The sequence below is a fragment of the Vibrio sp. 397 genome, assembly GCF_033339395.1.
In the GTDB taxonomy this organism is placed as follows: Bacteria; Pseudomonadota; Gammaproteobacteria; order Enterobacterales; family Vibrionaceae; genus Vibrio; species Vibrio alginolyticus.
This window is the reverse complement of sequence record NZ_JAWOUN010000001.1, coordinates 392,249-414,487: the sequence shown is the minus strand read 5'-3', so window position 1 is coordinate 414,487 and position 22,239 is coordinate 392,249. Positions and strand designations below refer to the sequence as shown.

The window sequence follows — 22,239 nt, the reverse complement described above, 5'->3', positions numbered from 1 at the left end:
CATGAAATTCAGCGAATCATGGCTTCGTGAGTGGGTAAACCCTGCGGTTACTACTGACGAGCTAACTCACCAAATTACAATGGCCGGCCTAGAGGTAGACGACGTTCTTCCTGTAGCTGGTTCTTTTACTGGCGTTAAAGTCGGTCACGTTGTTGAATGTGGCCAACACCCAGATGCAGACAAACTGCGCGTAACTAAAGTTGACGTGGGTGAAGAAGAGCTTCTAGATATTGTTTGTGGCGCACCTAACTGTCGCCAAGGTCTGAAAGTAGCAGTAGCAACAGTTGGTGCTGTTCTTCCAGGCGATTTCAAAATCAAAAAAGCGAAACTACGTGGCCAGCCATCTCACGGCATGCTTTGTTCGTTCACTGAACTAGGTATCGACGTTGAGTCAGACGGCATCATGGAACTAGCAGAAGACGCAGTAATCGGTACTGATTTCCGTGAATTCCTAGGTCTAAACGACGTAACGGTAGACGTAGACCTAACAGCAAACCGCGCAGACTGTTTCAGCATTCGTGGTCTAGCTCGTGAAGTTGGCGTACTAAACCGTGCTGACGTGACAGAGCCATTAGTAGAAGCAGTTGCCTCTTCAATCGACGATAAAGTGTCTATCGAAGTGAAAGCGCCAGCTGCGTGTCCACGTTACCTAGGTCGTGTAGTTAAGAACGTAAACGTTCAAGCTGAAACGCCACTATGGATGCAAGAGAAACTGCGTCGTTGTGGTATTCGCTCGATCGACCCTGTAGTAGACATCACTAACTACGTTCTTCTAGAGCAAGGCCAACCAATGCACGCATTCGATCTAGCGAAGATCGAGGGTGGCATCGTAGTTCGTGTGGCTGAGCAAGGTGAGAAGCTAACGCTTCTTGACGGCAACGAAGCAGAACTAAACGCAGATACACTTGTAGTAGCAGACCACAACAAAGCACTTGCAATCGCAGGTATCTTTGGTGGTGAAGACTCTGGTGTAACAACTGAGACTAAAGACGTTCTACTTGAGTGTGCATTCTTTGCACCTGACCACATCCGTGGCCGCGCACGTAGCTACGGTCTTCACACTGATTCTTCAATGCGTTTCGAGCGTGGTGTGGATTACGCACTACAAGTGAGCGCAATGGAGCGTGCAACTCAGCTTCTTGTTGAGATCTGTGGCGGTGAAGTAGCACCTGTTGTTGCAGTAGAGTCTGAAGCAGACCTACCTAAGCCAAACAAAGTTGCTCTACGTCGTACTAAGCTAGACAACCTGCTAGGTCACCACATTGCAGATAGCGACGTAGTAGAAATCCTAGAGCGTCTAGGTTTGACTGTTGAAGCTTCAGAAGAAGGTTGGATGGCAGTAGCGCCAACATGGCGTTTCGATATTGCTATCGAGCAAGACCTGATTGAAGAAGTTGGCCGTATCTACGGTTATGACAACATTCCTAACCAACACCCAGCAGCAGCACTTAAGATGCACAACCACGTTGAAGCGGATCTTCCACTGAAACGCGTTCGTGATCTTCTTGTTGACCGTGGTTACCACGAAGCAATTACATACAGCTTCGTTGAGCCTGAGCAACAAAAGCTAGTTGTACCTGGTGTTGAGCCTCTAGTGCTTCCAAACCCAATTTCTGCAGACATGTCAGCAATGCGTCTTGGTCTTATCCAAGGTCTGCTGAACACGGTTGTTCACAACCAGAAGCGTCAACAGCCACGCGTTCGTCTATTCGAATATGGCCTACGTTTCATCCCATGTGAATCTGCAGAAAACGGCATGCGTCAAGAGCCTATGCTTGCAGGTGTTATTGCTGGTACTCGTGGTGAAGAGCACTGGGATATCGAAACCAACACTGTTGATTTCTTCGACCTTAAGGGCGATCTAGAAGCGATTCTAGAGCTATCTGCGAACGAAAAAGCGTACTCTTTCGCTGCACTGTCACCTGAAAGCAAAAAAGCTAACCCAGCACTTCACCCAGGTCAATCTGCGGCAATCATCGTAGACGGCAAAGAAGTGGGCGTGATCGGTACAGTTCACCCTGAGCTTGAGCGTAAGTTCGGTCTAAACGGTCGTACTATCGTATTCGAAATCGAATGGTCTGCAATCAACAGCAAAGTGATCCCAGAAGCGGTAGCACTTTCTAAATTCCCTTCAAACCGTCGTGATATCGCGGTAGTAGTGGATGAAGCTGTTGCATCTGGTGACATTGTTAACGCTTGTCTAGAGCAAGGTGGCGAGTTCCTTAAAGATGCGAAACTGTTCGACGTTTACGTAGGTAAAGGCGTTGAAGATGGTAAGAAGAGCCTAGCAATCGCTCTGACTCTACAGTCACTTGAGCGTACGCTTGAAGATGCAGATATCGCTGGTGCGGTTGACGCTATCGTTGCTCACGTTTCTGAGAAGTTTGGTGCGTCTCTGCGTGACTAATCTCGCGTAACGTATCTTCTTAAGAAATGAAAACCCTGCCAGTTTGGCAGGGTTTTTTATTTTTAGGATTACCTTATCGTTGTTCAAGTTGCTTACTGCTCGCACCATCCCTCATTACTTTAAAATACTAGACCAAACTAGGGATGGCCCTTACCCGAGATTAGGAACGTATTGTTTTTCAGCTAATACACGCTAACGATAGCTTGTTGGCGGTTAGGCAGCGAGTGAGAGGGTATAGCTAAGCAGAAGAGGTAGCGTAAGAATGCTAAAAAAGTTGCCAAATAGTACCATTGACGCCACCTTCATGGGTTCTATATTCAGCCTTTCCGCAAATAGGTAATTCATGACGGCTGGCGGCAGCATTGTGAAGAGCACCATCATTTGCAATTGCATCGTCGGAAGGGGAATTAACCAATAAATAAGTGCAAAAGCGACAGCACCAGTTGCCAGTGACTGCACGGTACACAGCACACCAATCTTTAAACCGTCCAACCTTAAATGACACATTTGTGCCCCCAGAGATAAAAGCATCACGGGTACGGCCGCTTGCCCAAGTAGAGCCGTGGCTTCGTATAAAGGCGCCCATGCTCCCACATTTGACACGTTGAGAAACAGAGCCAACGACGCTGCTAAAAAGATTGGCATCTTGACTATTTGCTTAAAAGGGTTGCCATGACTAAGCAGCATTACGCCTAAGCTGATATGCAAGCATGCTGACACGACAAATAAAAGCACTGCTGACGACAGCGCAATTTCTCCAAACGTATAGGTAAACAAAGGAATAGCTAGATTTCCGCTATTGCGAAACATATGTGGTGGCGCCCAGGTTTTAAACGAGAGTGACGTCCATCGACATACCGGGATCATGAGTAGTGCGGGAATTAAAACCGCAACAATTGCCGCCAAAAGAAGTGGCCCCTGATTTGAATCGAGCGGCATGCTAACGAGTGACGAAAATACCAGTGCTGGCGTAAAAACCTCAATATTAATGCGGTTTATTGGGCGAAAGTCAGGCTTGATGTAACGACCGACCAAATAGCCAACTCCGACAAGAGCAAAAACAGGGAAAAGAATATTTATGATTTGATTAATCATAGTCGCCTAGAAGCAGTGTAAGAAGCCAATGAGGAAATACACGAACTTCCACATTATCAATCTTTGTATATGGCGTCATCGTTAAACAGCGAGAAGCGTGGGTTTAATCAAGCTTTCTAAGCACAGTTGCAAAGTACAGGTGGTCATACCTTTTAATCTAATTGTTACGTATCGAGTTACATACAAATCACTGAATTTACGACAAGTTCTATGTCAAGTGTCTGTTAAATAACCAATATCTGATATTTTTATTAAATAGTGTTTAATGTTGACATTTAAACTATTTTTAGTTTTATAATCTGGATGTTTTTCCTGATGAAGATGAAACAAAAACAAAAATATCAAATTTCTGGCGTTTAACAATAATTTACGTAGTGCTATTCCTTTTGTTCGCCAAGAAAAAAGTTGGCGAAAATCATAAGCTTGTCATACACTTCCTGATGTAACCCCGATATGTTGTTGAATTGGTAGGGTAAAACTGCTCTGGCGCTACACTAACGTAGCATTGTTTAACATAGCTTTGAGGAAAGTTTTATGGCGCTCACAAAAGCCGAACTGGCAGAAAACCTGTTTGATAAATTAGGATTTAGTAAGCGGGACGCCAAGGAAACGGTGGAAGTGTTCTTTGAAGAGATTCGTAAGGCACTGGAAAGTGGCGAACAGGTAAAACTGTCAGGTTTTGGTAACTTTGATCTTCGTGACAAGAATGAACGACCTGGTCGTAACCCGAAAACTGGTGAAGATATTCCAATTACTGCTCGACGTGTAGTGACTTTTCGCCCGGGTCAGAAGTTAAAAGCTCGTGTAGAAAACCTGAAGAAAGTACAGTAAGCCGAATAAATGGATCACGCTAAGGCGTGGTCTTTTTTTGCGTAAAATTCGTGTGCATACAAATGAAAACCACCGCAATGCGGTGGTTTTTCTGTTTATGAGAGACGCTTAATGATATCGGTTACGCCGCTTCTAGATGCGTTGTTAAGTATGGTTGCCATGCTTGTTGGTACAAGTTCTTAGACTGTGTACGCATGTTGCGAATAGAGGCAAGCTCTATTTCGCTTAGCTCACGTTTTTCCAACATCGCTTGACGTTCTAGTTTCTGGATTTTTTCGTATAGGTCGTGTTCGGGACCGCTTTTTACATCTGCGATTGCTTTCAAGTGCAGTTGAACTTCGGCTACTAGGTTTGTTTTTGGTAAACGAACGAGCAAGTTCAAGTCTCTATATCCTGAAGGGCCAGGTTTTTTGAATCGATTTTTTACTTTCACAATCGTTGTTTCACGCTCTAACGTTTCATAAATGGAGACTAAACTCGCGACATCTTCAGCTACAATCGTTGCACGTGCTAGGTCAGTAATACGTTCAACTTTCCCATCTAACTCTAAAGCTATCTTTTCTTCTGCTCGTTGTTTGGATTTCACGCCTGCGAAGTATGGCTGAGCGTCATTAAGAAGTGCGGTACTTTTACAGATAGTTTCAAGTTCAAATTGCGCTTGGTGAGCTTTGCTGTAAAGAATGTCGAAGTCAGAATATGGCTGAGTTGGTGTGGTGTCGATTGACTGAATGCCATATAAACCGCTAAGGCTGTGTTTAAAAAGTTTCGAACAAACTTCGTTTTGGCTGGTTGAACGATTTTGTTCGCCACTAGGCGCAGGGGTAATTGGAAGTGCGGCAAATGCCGGTGCACGGCTAAGTACCAAAAGCATCAATGCTGTAGTACGAAGAAATAAGCTCATTCACTCTCCTTAACTTGCTTGTACTTAGAAAATAGGGAACATAAAGGTCGCTAAGTTCGGCAAATCAGGTACTAACTTATAAATGGGGCCATTACGAAAGATTCCAAGGTTTTAGTTTTATCTTGAAGTAGAATCGTGCGTTAGATCACCATTTCTCTTTTCTTTATTCTGATTATCAGATAAAGGCGCGTCTCCTATGAGACCGATTACATCCTATCACCGCAGTATTAACCAAAGATGAACGGCATAGACAAATTGAAAAAAAACGTTAGTCTTACCTCTCAAAATGAAAACAGCCGACAAGTAGAAAGTAAAATGAGAGACCAAGAATTTTGGCATAACAAATGGGCCAGCAATCAGATCGGGTTTCACTTGGAAGATGTAAACCCGCTATTACCAGTATATTGGAAACACACTAATCCAAAGCGTGAAGATAAAGTGTTAGTTCCTTTATGTGGAAAGTCAGAAGACTTGATTTGGCTAGCGATGAAGCATGATTCGGTTGAAGGCGTTGAGCTAAGCCATATTGCTGTGCGTGCCTTTTTTGCTGAACATTTTTACACGCCAACGGTAACGCCTCTTAATGGCATGCACGAGCTTTATCAATTTGATGAGCTCTCTATTTATACTGGGGACTTTTTCACTGCACCAGTATCTCAAGCCGATATCATTTATGATCGCGCCGCGTTGGTTGCTTTACCGCAAGATATGCGAGAGGAGTATGTAGAGCGTCTCAAGCAACTGCTGAACCCAGGCGGTCGTATTTTGCTTGTCACACTCAACTATCCTCAAGAAGAGATGGCGGGGCCTCCATTTAGCGTGCCGGTCGAAGAGATAGAGCAGTTATTTTCAGGTTACAAAGTTACTTGTTTGAACGTAGATGAAGCTGACGAGAATCATCCTAAAATTGCGAAAAAAGGCTTAAGTCGCTTCTCTGAAGAAGTGTACTTAATCGAGAGTGAATAGGCTCTCTTCGGTTTGGAACACGAAATAGCGCAGCAATTTGAGCTGCGCTATTTTTGTATGAGTGGTTCGTATTTAATAAATGATATTCACTTTTGAAGCACTTTCAACAGCATCTTGAACGGCTTCTTCGGTGGTTTTTCGTCGCGTAAGGACAACACCTAAACGGCGGCGACCATCGATTTCTGGCTTACCGAATAGACGAACTTGTGTTTGAGGTTGAGCTAAAGCTTTGCTTAGGTTTTCAAAGCGAATGTTTGTGGAAGTCCCTTGTCCAAGAATAACAGCAGACGCAGATGGGCCATATTGCACAATATTATTAATTGGCATTCCGGTAAACGCGCGCACGTGGAGAGCAAACTCAGACATTTCCTGTGAAATCATTGTAACCATACCCGTATCGTGAGGGCGAGGAGAGACCTCATTGAAAATGACTTTATCGCCTTTAACAAATAGCTCTACACCAAAGATGCCGTAGCCACCGAGCGCGTTTACCACTTTCTCAGCCGTGTATTCAGCTGCTTTTACTGCGTTTTCTGACATAGTTTGCGGTTGCCATGATTCGCGGTAGTCGCCATCTTCCTGACGATGACCAATTGGAGCACAGAAATGCACACCGTCAACGGCTCTGATGGTCAATAAAGTGATTTCGTAATCGAAGTCGATAAAACCTTCCACGATAACGCGACCTGCACCCGTACGCCCGCCTTCCTGAGTGTAATCCCATGCTTTTGTAACGTCGTCTTCGGTCTTGATAACACTTTGCCCTTTACCTGAAGAGCTCATCACAGGCTTCACCACGCACGGAATACCCACATGCTCAACCGCGGCTTTGAAGTCTTCAAAGTTATCTGCAAAACGATAAGGTGAAGTCGTCAATTCCAGTTCTTCTGCTGCCAAACGTCGGATACCTTCACGATTCATTGTTAGCCTGGTTGCCTTAGCGGTTGGAACAACATTCAGTCCTTTCTCTTCAAGCTCTACCAGTTTGCCGGTTGCGATGGCTTCAATTTCTGGTACGACGTAAGTAGGTTGTTCCTTCGTAATAACTTCTTCTAAGGCGTTCCCATCTAACATGTCGATAACATAACTACGGTGAGCGACTTGCATCGCTGGAGCATTGGCATAGCGATCACAAGCAATCACTTCTAAACCAAGTCTCTGGCATTCAATGGCGACTTCTTTACCGAGTTCGCCAGAGCCTAAAAGTAATACACGGGTAGCATTTGCGCTAGTTGCAGTGCCAAACATAGTGTTCCCTTACAAAATAGAGTGATGAGACAGAAATTGCAGGAGATCATACTGAAGTTTTATGACAAAGCAAACGTTTGCTTTTGGTTTTTAGGTAATAAAAAAGCTCTACATGTTGTAGAGCTCTTTGTTGAATTTGTCGTTTATACGTTGACAAAACTAAGCGGAATATCTGGATTCAACGCTTCCAACGTTGATTGCGTATCGGCTAAGTGACTGATCTTACCTTCAGAGTTTTCTACCAATGCAGCGGCTTTGATGCTGTCAAAGGTTTCACCCGCAAGTAAAACTTGGATTAGCGCAACTTGTAGCGGTGGCAAGCTAGGATTAAACGCTGCATTTTCTGCATAAGCACCTTGGAATACACGGCCGCTAGTCATCTCTAATGCTAAACCACTCAAGTTGTTGGTGTATGGAGAGTGGCTCATGTTCATCGCTTCAACTGCACTTTGGATGAGTGCGTCTTCATCATCACATGAGAACTGGTGTTGAACTTCTGCCATTAAGCCGGACTCGATACCGAGATCGTTTGGTCCAAAGGCTTCAGGAAGGTATTCATGAAGTGACTTTTCTTCGCGTTCTGGGAGCTGGATTTTAAGCTCGTTTGCGGTAGATAACTCATTCATGAACTGGCGGCAGTGACCACATGGGCTGAAGTTGATAGTGATATCCTTAACACCACGTTCGCCTTTCATCCAAGCATGGCTAATCGCAGACTGCTCTGCGTGAACCGTTTGACCCAACTGTACACCAAAGAATTCCATGTTGGCACCGAAGTAAAGGCGACCTGAAAGACCACGAACGATAGCGCCGACATAAAAGTCAGAAAGGGGAGCATAGGAGTACGCTGCGGCAAAAGGAAGTAGCGCAACACGAAGCTCTTTGTCTGATAGACCGGTAGCTGAAAGCAACTGCTCAAATTGTTGAACTGAAAGCGTAGCATCAAAATCATCAGCTTGGATGATAGGAGCAAGTTGTTTGGAAAGTGCTTCTGGAGCGCCTGCTAGCGCCTGTTCAATGCGACTTTTCATGTTGAATCCTTGTTATTGCATGGACAGTTATTCTATGTGAAAGATAGAAATGTTCCGTGCGTTAGATCACGATAAATAATGCAATTGATAATTCTGTTACATAATTAGAGTGAGCTCACACATGTATTCGATTGCACAGGTGTGAAGCGTTATCTCCGTCTCACAATTAACCATATCAGTATATATTCATATGACCAAGGAGCAGGAGTATGTTACCAACGCGACTTTTACCGCTATGCTACTTTATACTTACGTAATCTAGAGCGAGTGGTAGCAGCTAGAATGCTAATGCTATGAATGTATATCTCAGTCAAGTCCCTTCACGATATTACTGGGTGAGGTTGATAGATAAGATAGGGTTTTGAAAAGGGTAAGGAAGAAGCGGAAAGGCTACGGCCTGCCGGAAGGAGGGCAGACCGAGAGCGCTTAACTATTGATATAGCCAGACCGCCAAAGCAAAAAAACTTGGAGCCAAAATAGAAGTTATGATCCCACATAAAACCAATGCGAGTGATGAGAACGCGGCATCTATGGGTTGTTTCTCTGCACAAGTAGCGGTGCCTAAGGCATGAGAGACTGTACCCATTGTCAGACCACGTGCAATCGGGTGTTTAATTCCAATCAAATTGTAAATTGGGTATGCCAAAATTGCGCCCAATAAACCGACAATCAGAACCAAGATCGCTGCAACGGCGGCTTCACCACCGAGGTGACTCGATATTTCCATCGCTATTGGTGTCGTGACGGATTTACCCACTAGACTCGCGATTAAACTGATATCCGCTTTGAAAGCGACTGCGATCAAGGTGGTTGTCATCATCGACATCACACTGCCTACTGTGCAAGCGAAAGTGATGATTCGCCAGTTTGCTTTAATTTGTGGTAGTTGTTCATATAGTGGATAAGCCAGAGCAACTACAGCAGGTTGAAGCAAAAAGCTAATTCCTTCGTTATCCGCATAATACGTTTCAAATGGCACATTTAAGTAAGTAAGCAAAGGAATGAGCACTGCGATACTGATCAGCAAAGGGTTTGCTAGAGGATTGTTCACTTTGATTGCGATTTGGCGAGCGATAAGAAAAACCGCAATGGTAACAACTAACCACATATCAGTGTTTCTCCTGTAGCAAGTAATCCAGCAGCCAAGCGAGGCTGACCAATACAATGAGTGAACCGCCAACCGCGCTAGCGATGATAGGGAGCGCATTGGCGAGTAGTAAATCGAAATGCTGCATTAATCCGACGCTGATAGGAACGAACAATAAGATCATATAGCGGATAAATAGCGTGGCGCCCGGTTTGACCCAGTCGACTTTTACAAGCCCAAGAGTCATGGAGAAAAACAGTACGAGCATACCGATGACACTTCCTGGAACGGAAACGCCAGTGAACTTTTGAATGGTAATTCCGATGCCAAGTGCTCCCATGATGAGGAAGATTGAAATGAGCAGTTGGATCAGTTGTAAGAATCGTTCTTTAATCATTTTGACAGTATATAAACAACAAGCACACCATAAGGTGCGCTTGTATTAGGAGGAGTTAGGAAGCTAAGCTCTCTACATAACGGTACACGGATTTTAATATCGCAATCTTCTTTTCGTCACTTTCATGTTCGTGAACTAAGTTTTCTAAATTCAGCATGTACTCTTCAATTTGGCTTTCAAACACTTCTCGACAGTGTAGTGCCCAGCGTCTTTGTTCTTGCTCGTCTAATGTGCCTGGGAAGTTACGCGCACGATAGCGGAACAATAGAGGTTTAATGCGCTTGTCATCAAATTCAATGTCTAATGCAGCAAGATTATTCGGATCGGTTTCTCGAATGATATCCATAGCTGCGCGATCAGCCGGAGAAAAGAACCCGTCGTAAAGCTGTGTATCGACGTCATCACTTTTATCGAATTTACGCTCGACTGAAAAGAGGCTAATCAGCTTTTCTCTAATTTCAGGATGTTGGCGCAACAAAGCGAGATTAGCGAGACATTGCTGGCGATCAATGCCAATAGACTCCGCATTTTCAGCCGTTAACGTTTTTGCAGGGGCGAGAATAGGGCATTTGTTCAAATGAACTAGTTTAACTGGCACTGGTAGCAATTCACCAAGATCTTCGCGCTTAGTGTAGAGTCTTTCGTGCAGCTCTTCTGCGGATAGCTCAAGAATAGGTTGAGGGTCTTTCGCTAAATCGATGGTGATAACGGCGTTATTATTGGTTGGATGCCAAGCAACAGGCACAATCCAGCTAGTGTACTGGCATTCGCGCCCTAGCATGCCTGAAACGTGCATCAACGGTGTCATGTTGACGATGTCGACTAAATCATTGAGCTTGCGCTTTTGGCGCATAGAAAAAAAGTAATCAAACAATTTTGGTTGCGCTGCTTTTACTTTCTTTGCCATTTCGATAGTCGCAACCACATCTGCCATGGCATCGTGCGCGTTACTATGTTCTATGCCGTTAGCCACGGACAAATGTTCTAATTTAAAGCTAGTGAAGCCATCTTCGTTTTCTGGCCATTCTACGCCTTCTGGGCGAAGGGCATGGCACGCGCGTAGTACATCGAGTAAATCCCAACGTGAGTTACCGTTTTGCCAACTCCATGCGTATGGATCGATAAAGTTGCGATAACAAGTATAACGGGTCACTTCGTCATCAAAGCGAATGCTGTTGTAGCCTAAACTGGTAGTATTTGGTTTCGCGAGTTCAGCGTGAATCTTAGCGATAAACTCTGGCTCAGAAAGGCCTTCTTGAACCGTTTTTTGCGGAGTAATACCAGTAATAAGTGCAGCTTCAGGAGACGGAAGATAATCAGCAGGTGGCTGGCAGTACATGACTAAAGGCTCGCCGATGATATTAAAGTTTTCATCTGTACGAACACCAGCAAACTGGCTTGGGCGATCTTTCGCGGGGTTGGTTCCCCATGTCTCATAATCAAAGAAGAAAAAAGTGGGCTGATTATCTTGGTGCATTCTGCTTACCGTTTACAAAACCGATGACAGTATTAGACCATTCAACGCCTTGACTAGCAACGAAAGATGCAAGTTGAATTTTTGAAAATGAAAAAAGCCGATGGCGAACCATCGGCTTGATATTTTACGTTTTATCGCTTTGGAAGGAATTTGAGTTCTATGCTCGTGTTTCTTCCAATGTTGCTTCACTTTCTGGTGACTTCAGCACTCGGCTAGCAATTGTACCCGCAGTCATTGAACCTGAAACGTTTAGTGCGGTACGTGCCATGTCAATCAATGGTTCAATAGAGATAAGCAGCGCCGCGATGGTCACAGGTAAGCCCATTGCAGGAAGAACAATCAAGGCTGCAAACGTCGCACCGCCGCCGACACCTGCAATACCAAATGAGCTGATGGTGATAATCGCAATCAATGACAGGATAAAGTGAAGATCCAGAGGGTTGATACCCATTGTCGGAGCTACCATCACTGCAAGCATTGCAGGATAGATACCCGCACAGCCGTTTTGGCCGATAGTGGCACCAAACGATGCTGATAGGTTTGCAATCGCTGGTGGAACGTTAAGCTTGGTGATTTGCGCTTCTACGTTTAGTGGGATCGTTGCTGCTGAGCTACGAGATGTAAACGCGAAGGTCAGTACAGGCCAGATTTTCTTAAAGTATTCCGCAGGGCTAACGCCGACAAAAGAGACTAATACGCCATGAACAATAAACATCAGTGCGATAGCAACATAAGACGCCACAATAAAGCCAAGTAGGTTTAGGATGTCGCCTGCGCTTGATGTCGCTACCACTTTTGCCATCAGTGCTGCGATGCCGTATGGCGTTAGGGCCATGATCATCTTCACTAATCGCATAACGATAGATTGAGCAGCTTCTACGAAAGTACGAATCGGTGATTCCAACTCTGCTTTTTCTATCATCACTTTACGAGCGGCGATACCAGTTAACACGCCGAAAATCACAACAGCGATAATCGATGTCGAGCGAGCACCTGTTAGATCAGCAAATGGGTTGGTTGGAATGAAACTAACTAGCATTTGAGGAATAGTTAGGTCACTTACTGTACCGGCACGGCTTTCTAAAACGGCGATACGAGCGGTTTCACGCGCACCTTCAGTTAACCCTTCTGCTGAAAGGCCAAATGTCGTTGTCACCAAGATACCGATAAGTGCAGCAATTGCAGTCGTTACTAAAAGAACAGAGATGGTCAGGCCAGAAATTTTACCTAAAGAGCCACCTTTCTCCAATTTAACAACTGCAGAGATCATCGATACTAACACCAGTGGCATGATGACCATTTTCAGTAGACCAACGTAGCCACTGCCTACAATGCCTACCCATTCAAGTGTTTGAGCAATTGCGCTGTTGCCTTCACCGTGAATGAGTTGCAAAGCAAGCCCAAAAAGAGAACCGGTAACAAGACCGATCAAAACGAGACGTGAAAGAGTGTGTTTCTTTTGTTGTTGATTAAATAGAAAGAACAATATTCCAACAAAGACGGCTAGAGAGGCTATCACTGCAAAATTCATAATTTGACCTTATCAACCAGCCGAAGTGGCGGTTGTTTTTTATACGGGGTTTTATACGGATTTATTTATGGAGCGTAAGATAACGCTCGTGATATAACTTTAAAAATGACAAACGGGTATTAGCTAGATCTAAAATGAATATAAAAACGAGATCTAAGTCGCGTGAGAGTGTGAATTAGCACGTTAATTGTACAAAATGGTTATTCGTAGTGATGCAGTAAGTCACGCATTTCTTTCCTTTGTAAGTAAACCACCGAGTCTTCTTGATAACTGAAAAGTTGATAAATCATCGCTTTGGCGACATCTTCTGCTCGAATAGGTAAAAAGTTGGACAGTTTGCCAAGCATAAGTGGGCGAATTACCTTAAACAGAGTTTGTACTAACTTCTCGTCCATTCTTGGGTTTTGACGTTGACCAACAAGCGGGCCTGGGCGAACAAATACGATTTCCTCAAAATCCATAGCTTCGATTCGTTGTTCCATTTGTCCTTTACAAGCTAAGTAATGGGATGGCGATTTACTATTTGCACCGAGGCTAGAAACAACCGCAAGGCGTTTGACTCCGATTGTTTTCATTTGTTGGGCGACTTTGCACACCAGATCAACATCTACTCTACGCAAATTATCCTTACTGCCTGCTTGCTTAAGGGTCGTGCCTAAACAGATAAAGCCGATGGTTGGTGTTGGTTGGTTCTCATCCCATTGGTGGATAGAAAGGTCTGCATCAATGAGAGGAATAAGCTTGTTGTCCACATCTAGGACGCCATCGAGTGGGCGGCGAGAAAGATAATATAATGTTCCAACACCCGATTGATTTATGAGGTTTGCAATGACTTTTGAGCCTACTAAGCCAGTTGCACCGGCGATGATTGCGCAGGTGTTGTTATCCATATCTTTTCTCCTATATGGGAACATAGTCTAAGCTATTGTAGCGGATTTCAACGAGTTACTTATAATCTCGTGCAAGAAAGGTGAGACGCTCTGCGAACTCGGCAGACTATCCTGAGATAAACTTGATTAGCGCTGCCCCAATTGGATGCAAGTGTATACAATAGTGGGGCGCGCAAAAACTGTCGCTGAACAAGACCTCTTGAACAACAGAACATCTCTCACCCAGACAACATCAAAGGAACGTAAAAAATGGATGACTCTTTTGCTGCGGAGATACAAGCACGCATAGATAACAAAACCAAACCCGTCGGTTCTTTAGGCTTATTGGAAAAGGTGGCACTGCAGTTAGCTCTTATTCAAAGTCAGGATAAACCTCAGCCAGTTGATTCCATCGCTATCTGCAAACCGAGCATGCTGGTATTTGCTGGAGATCACGGCGTTGCAGAGGAGGGTGTGAGCATTGCGCCAAGCGAAGTCACTCAGCAAATGGTGGCTAACTTTCTCGCTGGCGGCGCAGCCATCAACTGTTTTTGCGACATTAATGGCATTCAACTCAAAGTAATAGATTGCGGCATGTTGGCTCCTATTGATGTGCTGGTTCCAGAATTTAAATCCCATCCCAACTTGGTTGAACAACGGTTGGGTAACGGCACGGCTAATTTTTCTAAACAATCCGCGATGTCCCCTGAACAAGTGGCGTTAGGTTTAAAATATGGTGCGAAGATTGCTGAGCATACCATTTTGCATGGTTCAAACCTCTTAATGTTCGGCGAGATGGGCATCGGTAATACCAGTTCGGCCTCAGCACTGTTATCGGCGCTGAGCTCATTAGATATTGATTATTGTGTTGGCGTTGGCACCGGAATCAATCAACAGCAGTTGAGCCGCAAATATAAACTGGTAGCACAGGGGGTAAACCGATGTCGAGGTCTTGATACCAAAGCGATTCTCGCACAGGTTGGGGGCTTTGAAATCGTACAAATGGTGGGCGCTTTTTTAGAAGCCAAGCGGCTTAAAACTCCAGTTTTAGTGGATGGGTTTATCGTATCGGTAGCGGCTTATATTGCGACGTTGTTAGACGAAGAAACGCGTGAATACATGTTGTTTGCCCATCGCTCTGAAGAAAATGGACATAAATTTGTATTGGAACATCTTAAAGCAGAACCTCTGCTCGACCTTGGTTTACGGCTAGGGGAGGGAACAGGAGCCGCTCTTGCCTTACCCTTGTTAAAAGCTGCCGCTCAGTTTTACAACAAAATGGCGAGCTTCGAGAGTGCAGGAGTTACAGTATAGTGTCAGTCCCTGATAATTCTGAGAAAGTCACGCCGTCATCGTTAAGATACCAGTGGGAGTTATTTCTATTAGCTACCAGTTTTTTTAGCCGCTTACCCGTGCCCCAAGCGTTGCCTTACAGTGAAGAACGCATGAATCAGGCAGGCCGTTACTTCGCGTTAGTTGGTCTCGTGCTTGGAGCACTTTGCGCTTTGGTATTCTCGCTCACCTCAATTTTTTTCCCAGAGTCGGTTGCCATAGTATTAACGATGGTGTTTAGCTTATTGTTAACTGGGGCTTTTCACGAAGACGGCTTGACCGATATGGCGGATGGCATTGGCGGTGGCATGACCGTAGAGCGACGCCTCTCTATTATGAAAGACAGTCGTATTGGCACTTATGGTGCCGCCACTCTCATTATGGCGTTATTGGCTAAGTATGTTTTTTGGAGTGAACTGGCTAACTTGCCGCACTTTTGGTTGGTCATTGTCGTCGCTTACACCGCAAGCCGAGCACTAGCAGCGACGCTTATTTATGACATGCCTTATGTCAGTGACAGTGATACGTCGAAAAGTAAACCGCTAGCAAGTCGCCAGTCTTCTCTAGAAGTCTCCATTTTGTTGTTTACTGGTGGCGTAACATTGCTTGTGCTTGGTATCGCGGATGCGATCTTGATATCGCTTGTTCTCGTGGTATTTCGTTTGATGTTCAAACGTTGGTTAACCAAGAGAATTGGCGGCTTTACGGGGGATTGCCTTGGCGCAGCGCAACAGTTGTCGGAACTGCTTATTTATCTCACTATGATTGGGTTGTATCACTCCTCATGAAGCAATTGATACTCGGTGGCGCGCGCTCTGGGAAGTCGCATTTGGCAGAAAAAACAGCTAAGCAATTATCGGTCGCTTCTCATCGATCATTACACTATGTTGCAACCGCGCTGCCATTTGACCAAGAAATGCGAGAGCGAATAGCGCATCATCAAAAGCAACGCGGGGGCGAGTGGCAAGAGCATGAATGCCCCCTTCATTTATCTGAGTTACTGACAAATTTCGCTATCACCGATGTTGTATTGATCGACTGTTTAACCTTGTGGCTCAACAATTGGATATTTGAGTTAGGTGATGAATGTTCCAATGAGAAGCTAGAAGCAGAAATTGAAAAGCTTATACAGGTGGTACGTGGCTCAGATGCGACGTTAATATTCGTCTCTAACGAGGTTGGAATGGGCATTGTACCTTTGGGGGCGGTTAGTCGTTATTTTGTGGATAATGCAGGACGGATGAATCAAAAACTAGCCAGTGTTTGCCATCGCGTTACCTTTGTTGCTGCTGGTTTGCCGTTGGTTCTTAAAGAGTAGGATGGAACAAAATGAAAACACTCAATATCTATCTTGTGCGTCATGGAAAAGTAGACGCTCCACCAGGACTCCATGGCCAAACAGATGTAAAAGTTACGCCTGCTGATCAAGAGAGTATTGCTCGGGCTTGGGCCGAGAGTGGACGAGGTGTGGTTGGAATAATTTCTTCTCCGCTTTCACGCTGTCAAGAACTGGCAAACATCATTGCTGAACAGCAATTATTACCAGTAATGACGGATGAGTCTTTACAAGAGATGGCATTTGGTGATTTTGATGGTATGCCTTTTGATATGCTCACTGAGCAGTGGAAAAAGCTAGATGCTTTTTGGCAATCGCCAGCACAACATACGTTGCCGAATGCTGAGAGCTTAAGCACATTTTCTGAGCGCATATGTCGCGTTTGGTCTCAAATCATCAACGATATCAATGACAATCTACTTATCGTCACGCATGGTGGCGTCATTCGTATGATTCTTGCTCATGTATTGGAGTTAGATTGGCGTAACCCAAAGTGGTATTCGACGTTGTCGATAGGAAACGCTTCTGTCACGCATGTAACAGTTACCATAGATGAGCAAATTTACGCCTCGGTGCGTTCGATTGGCGTACCTCTTTTAACTCGTTAATTTATAAATATTAAAATGCCCAGAACGATATTGCTTACGGGCATAGTCACGGAAGATGTCAGTGGAAGCCCATCTGCTAGGTGCAGGAAGCGAAAATTGACTCAGTTACATAAAAAGGAAATATAGAAATGACAACGCCGAGTTGGGATTTGTCCATCGTTTATAACGACCTTTCTGACCCACGAATTCAAGACGATATTGCTCTTGTGGAACAATGTATTGATCTTTTGAATAAACAATCAGCAGATTGTGGCAACGTAGAGATCATGCAAAATGCGATTTTGACCAATGAAGCCGCGAGTCGTTTAGCGGGTACAGTTGCAAATTTTGCGAGTTGTTATGCTTCTGTTGATGCAACAAACGCCGAAGCGAAATCGTTACTTGGTAAAATGACCCGCATCTTTTCGGAGCTTTCCCAAGCGTTCAGTCCCTTTGATTTGACACTAACGCATGCCGACGAAGAGTTTATCTTGCGCGTGTTAGACCATGAGAATCCTGATATCAGTGGGCAAGCTTTTTCTATCTTGAATTCTAGAAAGTTGGCGGATACTCGTCTTAGCAACGCAGAAGAACAGTTACTGGCTGCGATGAGTGTGGATGGCAAATCGGCTTGGGGTAACCTATACGATAACCTGACTGGCTCATTGAAAGTGAAGCTTGAGTACACAGATGGTAATAGTGAAGAGCTTGGGTTTTCTCAAGCGGCAAGCATTCTTTATGGTTCTGAATTCGAGCGTCAAGAAGCCGCGTGGCGAGGCGTACAAGATGCAATGCAAACGCACCAAGAATCATTCGCTGCGATTTTGAATGCGTTAGCAGGATGGCGCTTAACTGAAAACAAAAAGCGTTCTACGAAGCGTGAAGTTCACTTCCTAGAGCCGAGTTTGCATGGTAGCCGAATCCAAGCTGAAACTTTAAATGCGATGATGACCGTAGCCAAACACAGTCGAGCTATTGGTCAGAAAGCGGGTTTATTGATGGCGCAAGTACATGGTCTGGATGAGATGAAACCTTGGAATCATCTGGCGGCTATGCCTGCTTTGAGCGGTGAAGCGAAGGTTTACGACTTTGATGAAGCGATTGAGGTTATTTGTGAAGCATTTGAAACAGTAAACCCTGAGATGTCGGAGTTTGTCCGTTTGATGGTACAAAATGGTTGGATTGATGCCGCGCCAAATGCTAACAAGCGTCTTGGCGCATACTGCACCAAACTGCCAGCAACGCGAACACCACTTGTGTTTATGACTTGGAGTGGCAGCCGGTCAGACCTTATGACTCTGGCACATGAACTTGGCCATGCGTTCCATAACTGGGTTATTCGTGATTTGCCACTTTGCCAAACTTACTACCCAATGACGTTAGCAGAAACCGCCTCTATCTTTGCAGAAAACATCGTTCGTGATCATTTGATTTCGAAAGCTGAGAGCGTTGATGAAAAGCTCGAGATGTTGTGGGAAGAGTTGTCATCTGCGCTAGCTTTAATGATCAACATTCCGGTTCGCTACGAGTTTGAAAAATCGTTTTATGAACGCCGCCAGGATGGAGAGTTAACCGCAGATGAATTCTGTGAGTTGATGTCAGAAACTTGGAAAGAATGGTATGGCGACGTAATGAGCGAACCGGATCCGTACTTCTGGGCAAGCAAGCTGCACTTTTCTATTGATAGCGTGAGCTTTTATAACTACCCATACCTATTTGGTTTCTTGTTTAGCAAGGGTATCTATGCACAGCGAGAAACCAAAGGCGAAGCGTTTTACACCGATTACATCAATTTGCTGCGCGATACTGGCTGCATGATGGCGGAAGATGTCGTCGAAAAGCATCTGTCGATGGATTTAACCCAGCCAACGTTTTGGCAGCAGAGTGTTGAGCTAGTGCGTGAAAAAGTCGATGAGTTTGAGCGTTTGCTCGCACAGCGCGGCTAAGTTTTTCGCAGTGTTGATGCATAATCTGCTTTATAGCTACAAAAATTTGATCAAATCATAATGATCTTAATCAGGGCTGTGGTAAAGTTCACAGCCCTAACACTTTGTAATTGTTTGAAAATTAAACGCCTCAATGCTTGATTTGAGTGCCTGGCGCGAAAAGGCATCGGATTTTCGAGGGAAATAGTGATTTCTACTCATAAGTGAGATCGCAGCAACAAAAATCCTTTGTACAATTTATTAACATATCCGCCGTGCTATTAAGGAGTAACGCATGACGAAGTCTCTCTTTCGCCAATCGTTTTTAACTGACACGTTAGATGTTCATATTGATGTTGCACCAGCGGAGCAGGTGCTTTCTAACGGTGTAAAACTTAAACTCTATCAGCGTGGTGTATTAGAAGTAATCCCTGCGAATTATACTCAGGATACGAAGAACATCATCATCTCTTGTGGGGTTCACGGAGATGAAACCGCACCGATGGAGCTGGTGGATTCCATTATTCAAGACATAGAATCTGGGTTCCAGACGGTCGATACCCGTTGTCTGTTCATTATCGCTCACCCAGAATCCACTCTGGCGCACACGCGATTCCTCGAAGAAAATCTCAACCGTCTGTTTGACGAAAAAGAACACAAACAGACAAAAGAGCTTGTTATCGCCGATACGCTTAAGCTGCTTGTTCGAGATTTTTATCAGGATACCGACCCGACAACACGCTGGCACCTTGATTTACACTGCGCGATTAGAGGCTCGAAGCACTATACGTTTGCAGTAAGTCCTAAGACTCGTCATCCTGTGCGCAGCAAGGCATTGATCGATTTCTTGGACAGTGCACACATTGAAGCAGTGCTCCTGTCAAACTCACCATCGAGCACGTTTAGCTGGTACAGTGCCGAGAATTTTGGTGCGCAGGCTCTCACAATGGAGCTTGGCCGTGTGGCTCGTATCGGTGAAAATGACCTCGATAAACTGACCGCGTTTGATTTGTCTTTACGTAATTTGATTGCGGAAACGAAGCCAGAACACTTACCAAAACCATGCATTAAGTATCGCGTAAGTCGCACAATCGTTCGTTTGAACGAAGACTTTGACTTTATGTTCGACGACAATGTTGAAAACTTCACCTCATTTGTTCACGGCGAAGTGTTTGGTCATGATGGCGACAAACCATTAATGGCGAAGAATGAAAACGAAGCGATTGTCTTCCCGAACCGCCACGTCGCAATAGGTCAACGTGCAGCTCTGATGGTTTGTGAAGTGAAAACCCGTTTTGAAGAGGGTGAGTTGGTTTACGATTAATCCAACATTGCTTTGAGAAGTTAATTGCAATTTACCGAGGCTTAACTGTAAGGTTAAGCCTCGTTTGTTTTTATCGGCCGCTATGGATTTTCAACAACTTATCCTGAACAAGGAACGACGCTGGCAACGTAACCTGATGGTTATGTCGATCGTGCTCGCTGTACTCTCTGCCATTCACTTGATGGTCGGAGAAATTTTCCTTTCTCCTTTTCAATCCTTATCTGCATTTGAACAGAAGTTATTGGTGGACTTGCGTTTACCGAGGTTAGTGTCTGCGGCAATTATTGGTGCTGCGTTAGCGGTATCTGGCGCGACGTTACAAGTGTTGCTTGGGAACGTGTTGGCTGAACCTGGCGTGCTTGGTATCTCTGGTGGCGCAAGCTTAGCAATGGTCTTAATCATGTTCGCGTCACCTGTTCTTCCTACCCCGATTGTTTTTATGTTGGCAGCGATTGCAGGCTCGATGGTATTCACGTTTGTTTTGGTGGCGATAGCAAGGGCAATGCACCTGACGACGGCTCGATTGCTTTTGGTTGGGGTCGCATTGGGTATTTTATCGAGCGCGATTGTGACGTGGGCATTTTACTTTAGTGATGATCTCAGTTTACGCCAACTGATGTATTGGTTAATGGGCAGTATTGGCGGTGCAAGTTGGTATCAACATACCGTTACTTTGGTGATGTTACCGGTGCTTATCTGGTTATGTTGTAAAGGCAAGTCGCTTGATAAATTGATGCTGGGTGAGATTCATGCGACCCAATTGGGTGTCGATGTGCATCAAATGCGTTGGAAATTGATCCTCGCCATTTCTGTTTTGGTGGGTAGTTCAGTCGCTTTGGGTGGCATCATCAGTTTTGTTGGTTTGGTGGTGCCGCACTTGTTGCGTTTGGCTTTTGGTACTGAAAACCGTTATTTATTGCCACTTTCTGCAATATCTGGTGCTGCGTTGCTTGTATTTGCTGACATCGGCGCAAGACTGTTATTGGACTCCGCAGAGTTACCTTTAGGTGTCATGACAACATCGATTGGCGCACCTATTTTCATCTGGATGCTGGTGAAGAGTCATGATGCACGTTAAACATATGTCGGTTGGTAGTCGATTATTGCCTCTTTCTTTTGAATGCAAAGCTGGCGAAATCGTACATATCGTTGGGCCTAATGGTTCCGGTAAGAGTACTTTATTGGCTGCGATTTCTGGTACGTTAAGTCACCGAGACGGTATGAGTGGTGAAGTGTACGTTGGCAACAAAAACTTGCTTACTTTACCGTTGTCAGAGCAAGCTCATGTTCGAGGTTATTTGTGTCAGCAATCGCGCCCAGCGTTTAATGTTGATGTGTTTCAGTATCTCGCTTTATCTCTGCCAAGTGGTGCTGAGATTGCGGATATCAAAGTGCGTGATGCTGTCAATATGGTGGTGGAGCTGGTACAACTGCAAGATAAGCTTCATCGCAGTATTCAAACATTATCCGGTGGTGAGTGGCAGCGTGTCCGATTAGCAGGTGTATGTTTGCAGGTGTGGCGTACCATTAATCCTTTTTCGCAGTTTTTAATTTTGGATGAGCCAGCAGCACCGTTAGATATTGCGCAAGAGGGTCTGCTCTATCAATTGATTAACACTATGGCGGCGCAGGGAATTGGAGTATTGGTTGCTAATCACGATCTCAATCGCACATTAAAGCACGCAGATAAAGTATTGCTGCTTAACAACGGTGTGCTGCACTCATCAGGAAGTGCCGATACTGTGCTAACGGAAGAAGCTCTCGGGGAAGTGTTCAATACTCAAGTCAAAAAGGTCATCGTAGATGAGCAACCTTATTTAATCTTTGATTAATGTTTAGGGACAATAAAAAACGACCTACTTGAGGTCGTTTTTTTTTAATCGAGATAGCCAAAC

Annotated in this window: 20 protein-coding genes; 11 read left to right on the top strand and 9 right to left on the bottom strand. The window is 44.8% G+C overall.

What is annotated here, in order from left to right:
• Window position 1: 1 nt before the first annotated feature.
• On the top strand, window positions 2–2,407 hold the full coding sequence (gene pheT / locus R7P36_RS01870) for a phenylalanine--tRNA ligase subunit beta (RefSeq protein WP_213899301.1): 2,406 nt from the start codon (window positions 2–4) through the stop codon (window positions 2,405–2,407).
• Window positions 2,408–2,620: 213 nt separating this feature from the next.
• Here pheT and R7P36_RS01865 read toward each other — a convergent pair whose 3' ends face one another.
• On the bottom strand, window positions 2,621–3,502 hold the full coding sequence (locus tag R7P36_RS01865; RefSeq protein ID WP_005377901.1) for an AEC family transporter: 882 nt from the start codon (window positions 3,500–3,502) through the stop codon (window positions 2,621–2,623).
• A gap of 534 nt (window positions 3,503–4,036) precedes the next feature.
• On the opposite strand from R7P36_RS01865, the gene ihfA reads away from it, so the two are divergent.
• On the top strand, window positions 4,037–4,333 hold the full coding sequence (ihfA, locus tag R7P36_RS01860; RefSeq protein WP_005377899.1) for an integration host factor subunit alpha: 297 nt from the start codon (window positions 4,037–4,039) through the stop codon (window positions 4,331–4,333).
• Window positions 4,334–4,454: 121 nt separating this feature from the next.
• On the opposite strand, the gene R7P36_RS01855 is transcribed toward ihfA, so the two are convergent.
• Window positions 4,455–5,234, bottom strand: a complete 780-nt coding sequence (locus R7P36_RS01855) for a phosphoribosylglycinamide formyltransferase (protein WP_025766820.1) — start codon at window positions 5,232–5,234, stop codon at window positions 4,455–4,457.
• 315 nt (window positions 5,235–5,549) lie between these two features.
• Between R7P36_RS01855 and R7P36_RS01850 the strand changes: the two genes are divergently transcribed.
• The gene (locus R7P36_RS01850) at window positions 5,550–6,200 is read left to right on the top strand and encodes a thiopurine S-methyltransferase (protein WP_021707633.1); all 651 of its coding nucleotides are present in this window, start codon (window positions 5,550–5,552) and stop codon (window positions 6,198–6,200) included.
• Between the two features lie 72 nt (window positions 6,201–6,272).
• Here the strand turns inward: R7P36_RS01850 and purT are convergent, their stop codons facing one another.
• The 7 genes from purT to R7P36_RS01815 all read right to left on the bottom strand — a co-directional run bounded on the left by purT (window position 6,273) and on the right by R7P36_RS01815 (window position 13,861).
• Window positions 6,273–7,448, bottom strand: coding sequence for a formate-dependent phosphoribosylglycinamide formyltransferase (purT, locus tag R7P36_RS01845; RefSeq protein WP_054728706.1), 1,176 nt, complete (start codon window positions 7,446–7,448; stop codon window positions 6,273–6,275).
• Between the two features lie 143 nt (window positions 7,449–7,591).
• Entirely contained in the window at window positions 7,592–8,479 is an 888-nt protein-coding gene (gene cdd / locus R7P36_RS01840; protein WP_005385457.1) for a cytidine deaminase, read from the bottom strand.
• 430 nt (window positions 8,480–8,909) lie between these two features.
• Window positions 8,910–9,587: an LrgB family protein gene (locus R7P36_RS01835; RefSeq protein WP_005385454.1), complete on the bottom strand. Its 678-nt coding sequence runs from the start codon at window positions 9,585–9,587 to the stop codon at window positions 8,910–8,912.
• Between the two features lies 1 nt (window position 9,588).
• Window positions 9,589–9,963 carry a CidA/LrgA family protein gene (locus tag R7P36_RS01830; protein ID WP_005377887.1) on the bottom strand — a complete coding sequence of 125 codons (375 nt, stop codon included), beginning with the start codon at window positions 9,961–9,963 and terminating at the stop codon, window positions 9,589–9,591.
• 55 nt (window positions 9,964–10,018) lie between these two features.
• Entirely contained in the window at window positions 10,019–11,440 is a 1,422-nt protein-coding gene (gene sbcB, locus R7P36_RS01825; protein WP_085569561.1) for an exodeoxyribonuclease I, read from the bottom strand.
• Window positions 11,441–11,597: 157 nt separating this feature from the next.
• Entirely contained in the window at window positions 11,598–12,971 is a 1,374-nt protein-coding gene (locus tag R7P36_RS01820; protein WP_213899302.1) for an L-cystine transporter, read from the bottom strand.
• Window positions 12,972–13,171: 200 nt separating this feature from the next.
• Window positions 13,172–13,861, bottom strand: a complete 690-nt coding sequence (locus R7P36_RS01815; protein WP_053350419.1) for an NAD(P)H-binding protein — start codon at window positions 13,859–13,861, stop codon at window positions 13,172–13,174.
• A gap of 249 nt (window positions 13,862–14,110) precedes the next feature.
• Between R7P36_RS01815 and cobT the strand changes: the two genes are divergently transcribed.
• From cobT to btuD, 8 genes are all read left to right on the top strand, one after another.
• Complete coding sequence (gene cobT / locus R7P36_RS01810; protein ID WP_206957324.1) at window positions 14,111–15,154, top strand: nicotinate-nucleotide--dimethylbenzimidazole phosphoribosyltransferase; 1,044 nt, start codon at window positions 14,111–14,113, stop codon at window positions 15,152–15,154.
• The gene (locus R7P36_RS01805; RefSeq protein ID WP_054576446.1) at window positions 15,154–15,960 is read left to right on the top strand and encodes an adenosylcobinamide-GDP ribazoletransferase; all 807 of its coding nucleotides are present in this window, start codon (window positions 15,154–15,156) and stop codon (window positions 15,958–15,960) included. Before cobT ends, R7P36_RS01805 begins: the two co-directional genes overlap by 1 nt.
• Window positions 15,957–16,490 (top strand): bifunctional adenosylcobinamide kinase/adenosylcobinamide-phosphate guanylyltransferase, encoded by a 534-nt coding sequence (gene cobU / locus R7P36_RS01800; RefSeq protein WP_065274411.1) that lies wholly within the window; start codon window positions 15,957–15,959, stop codon window positions 16,488–16,490. The genes R7P36_RS01805 and cobU overlap by 4 nt, the downstream gene beginning before the upstream one ends.
• An 11-nt stretch (window positions 16,491–16,501) precedes the next feature.
• Window positions 16,502–17,116 carry an alpha-ribazole phosphatase gene (gene cobC / locus R7P36_RS01795; protein WP_213899303.1) on the top strand — a complete coding sequence of 205 codons (615 nt, stop codon included), beginning with the start codon at window positions 16,502–16,504 and terminating at the stop codon, window positions 17,114–17,116.
• 128 nt (window positions 17,117–17,244) lie between these two features.
• Window positions 17,245–19,041 carry a M3 family oligoendopeptidase gene (locus R7P36_RS01790; protein WP_213899304.1) on the top strand — a complete coding sequence of 599 codons (1,797 nt, stop codon included), beginning with the start codon at window positions 17,245–17,247 and terminating at the stop codon, window positions 19,039–19,041.
• 274 nt (window positions 19,042–19,315) lie between these two features.
• Window positions 19,316–20,344, top strand: a complete 1,029-nt coding sequence (locus R7P36_RS01785) for a succinylglutamate desuccinylase (protein ID WP_005377878.1) — start codon at window positions 19,316–19,318, stop codon at window positions 20,342–20,344.
• 82 nt (window positions 20,345–20,426) lie between these two features.
• Complete coding sequence (gene btuC / locus R7P36_RS01780; RefSeq protein WP_042521936.1) at window positions 20,427–21,422, top strand: vitamin B12 ABC transporter permease BtuC; 996 nt, start codon at window positions 20,427–20,429, stop codon at window positions 21,420–21,422.
• Complete coding sequence (gene btuD / locus R7P36_RS01775) at window positions 21,409–22,176, top strand: vitamin B12 ABC transporter ATP-binding protein BtuD (RefSeq protein WP_080773704.1); 768 nt, start codon at window positions 21,409–21,411, stop codon at window positions 22,174–22,176. Before btuC ends, btuD begins: the two co-directional genes overlap by 14 nt.
• The last annotated feature ends 63 nt before the right edge of the window (window positions 22,177–22,239 follow it).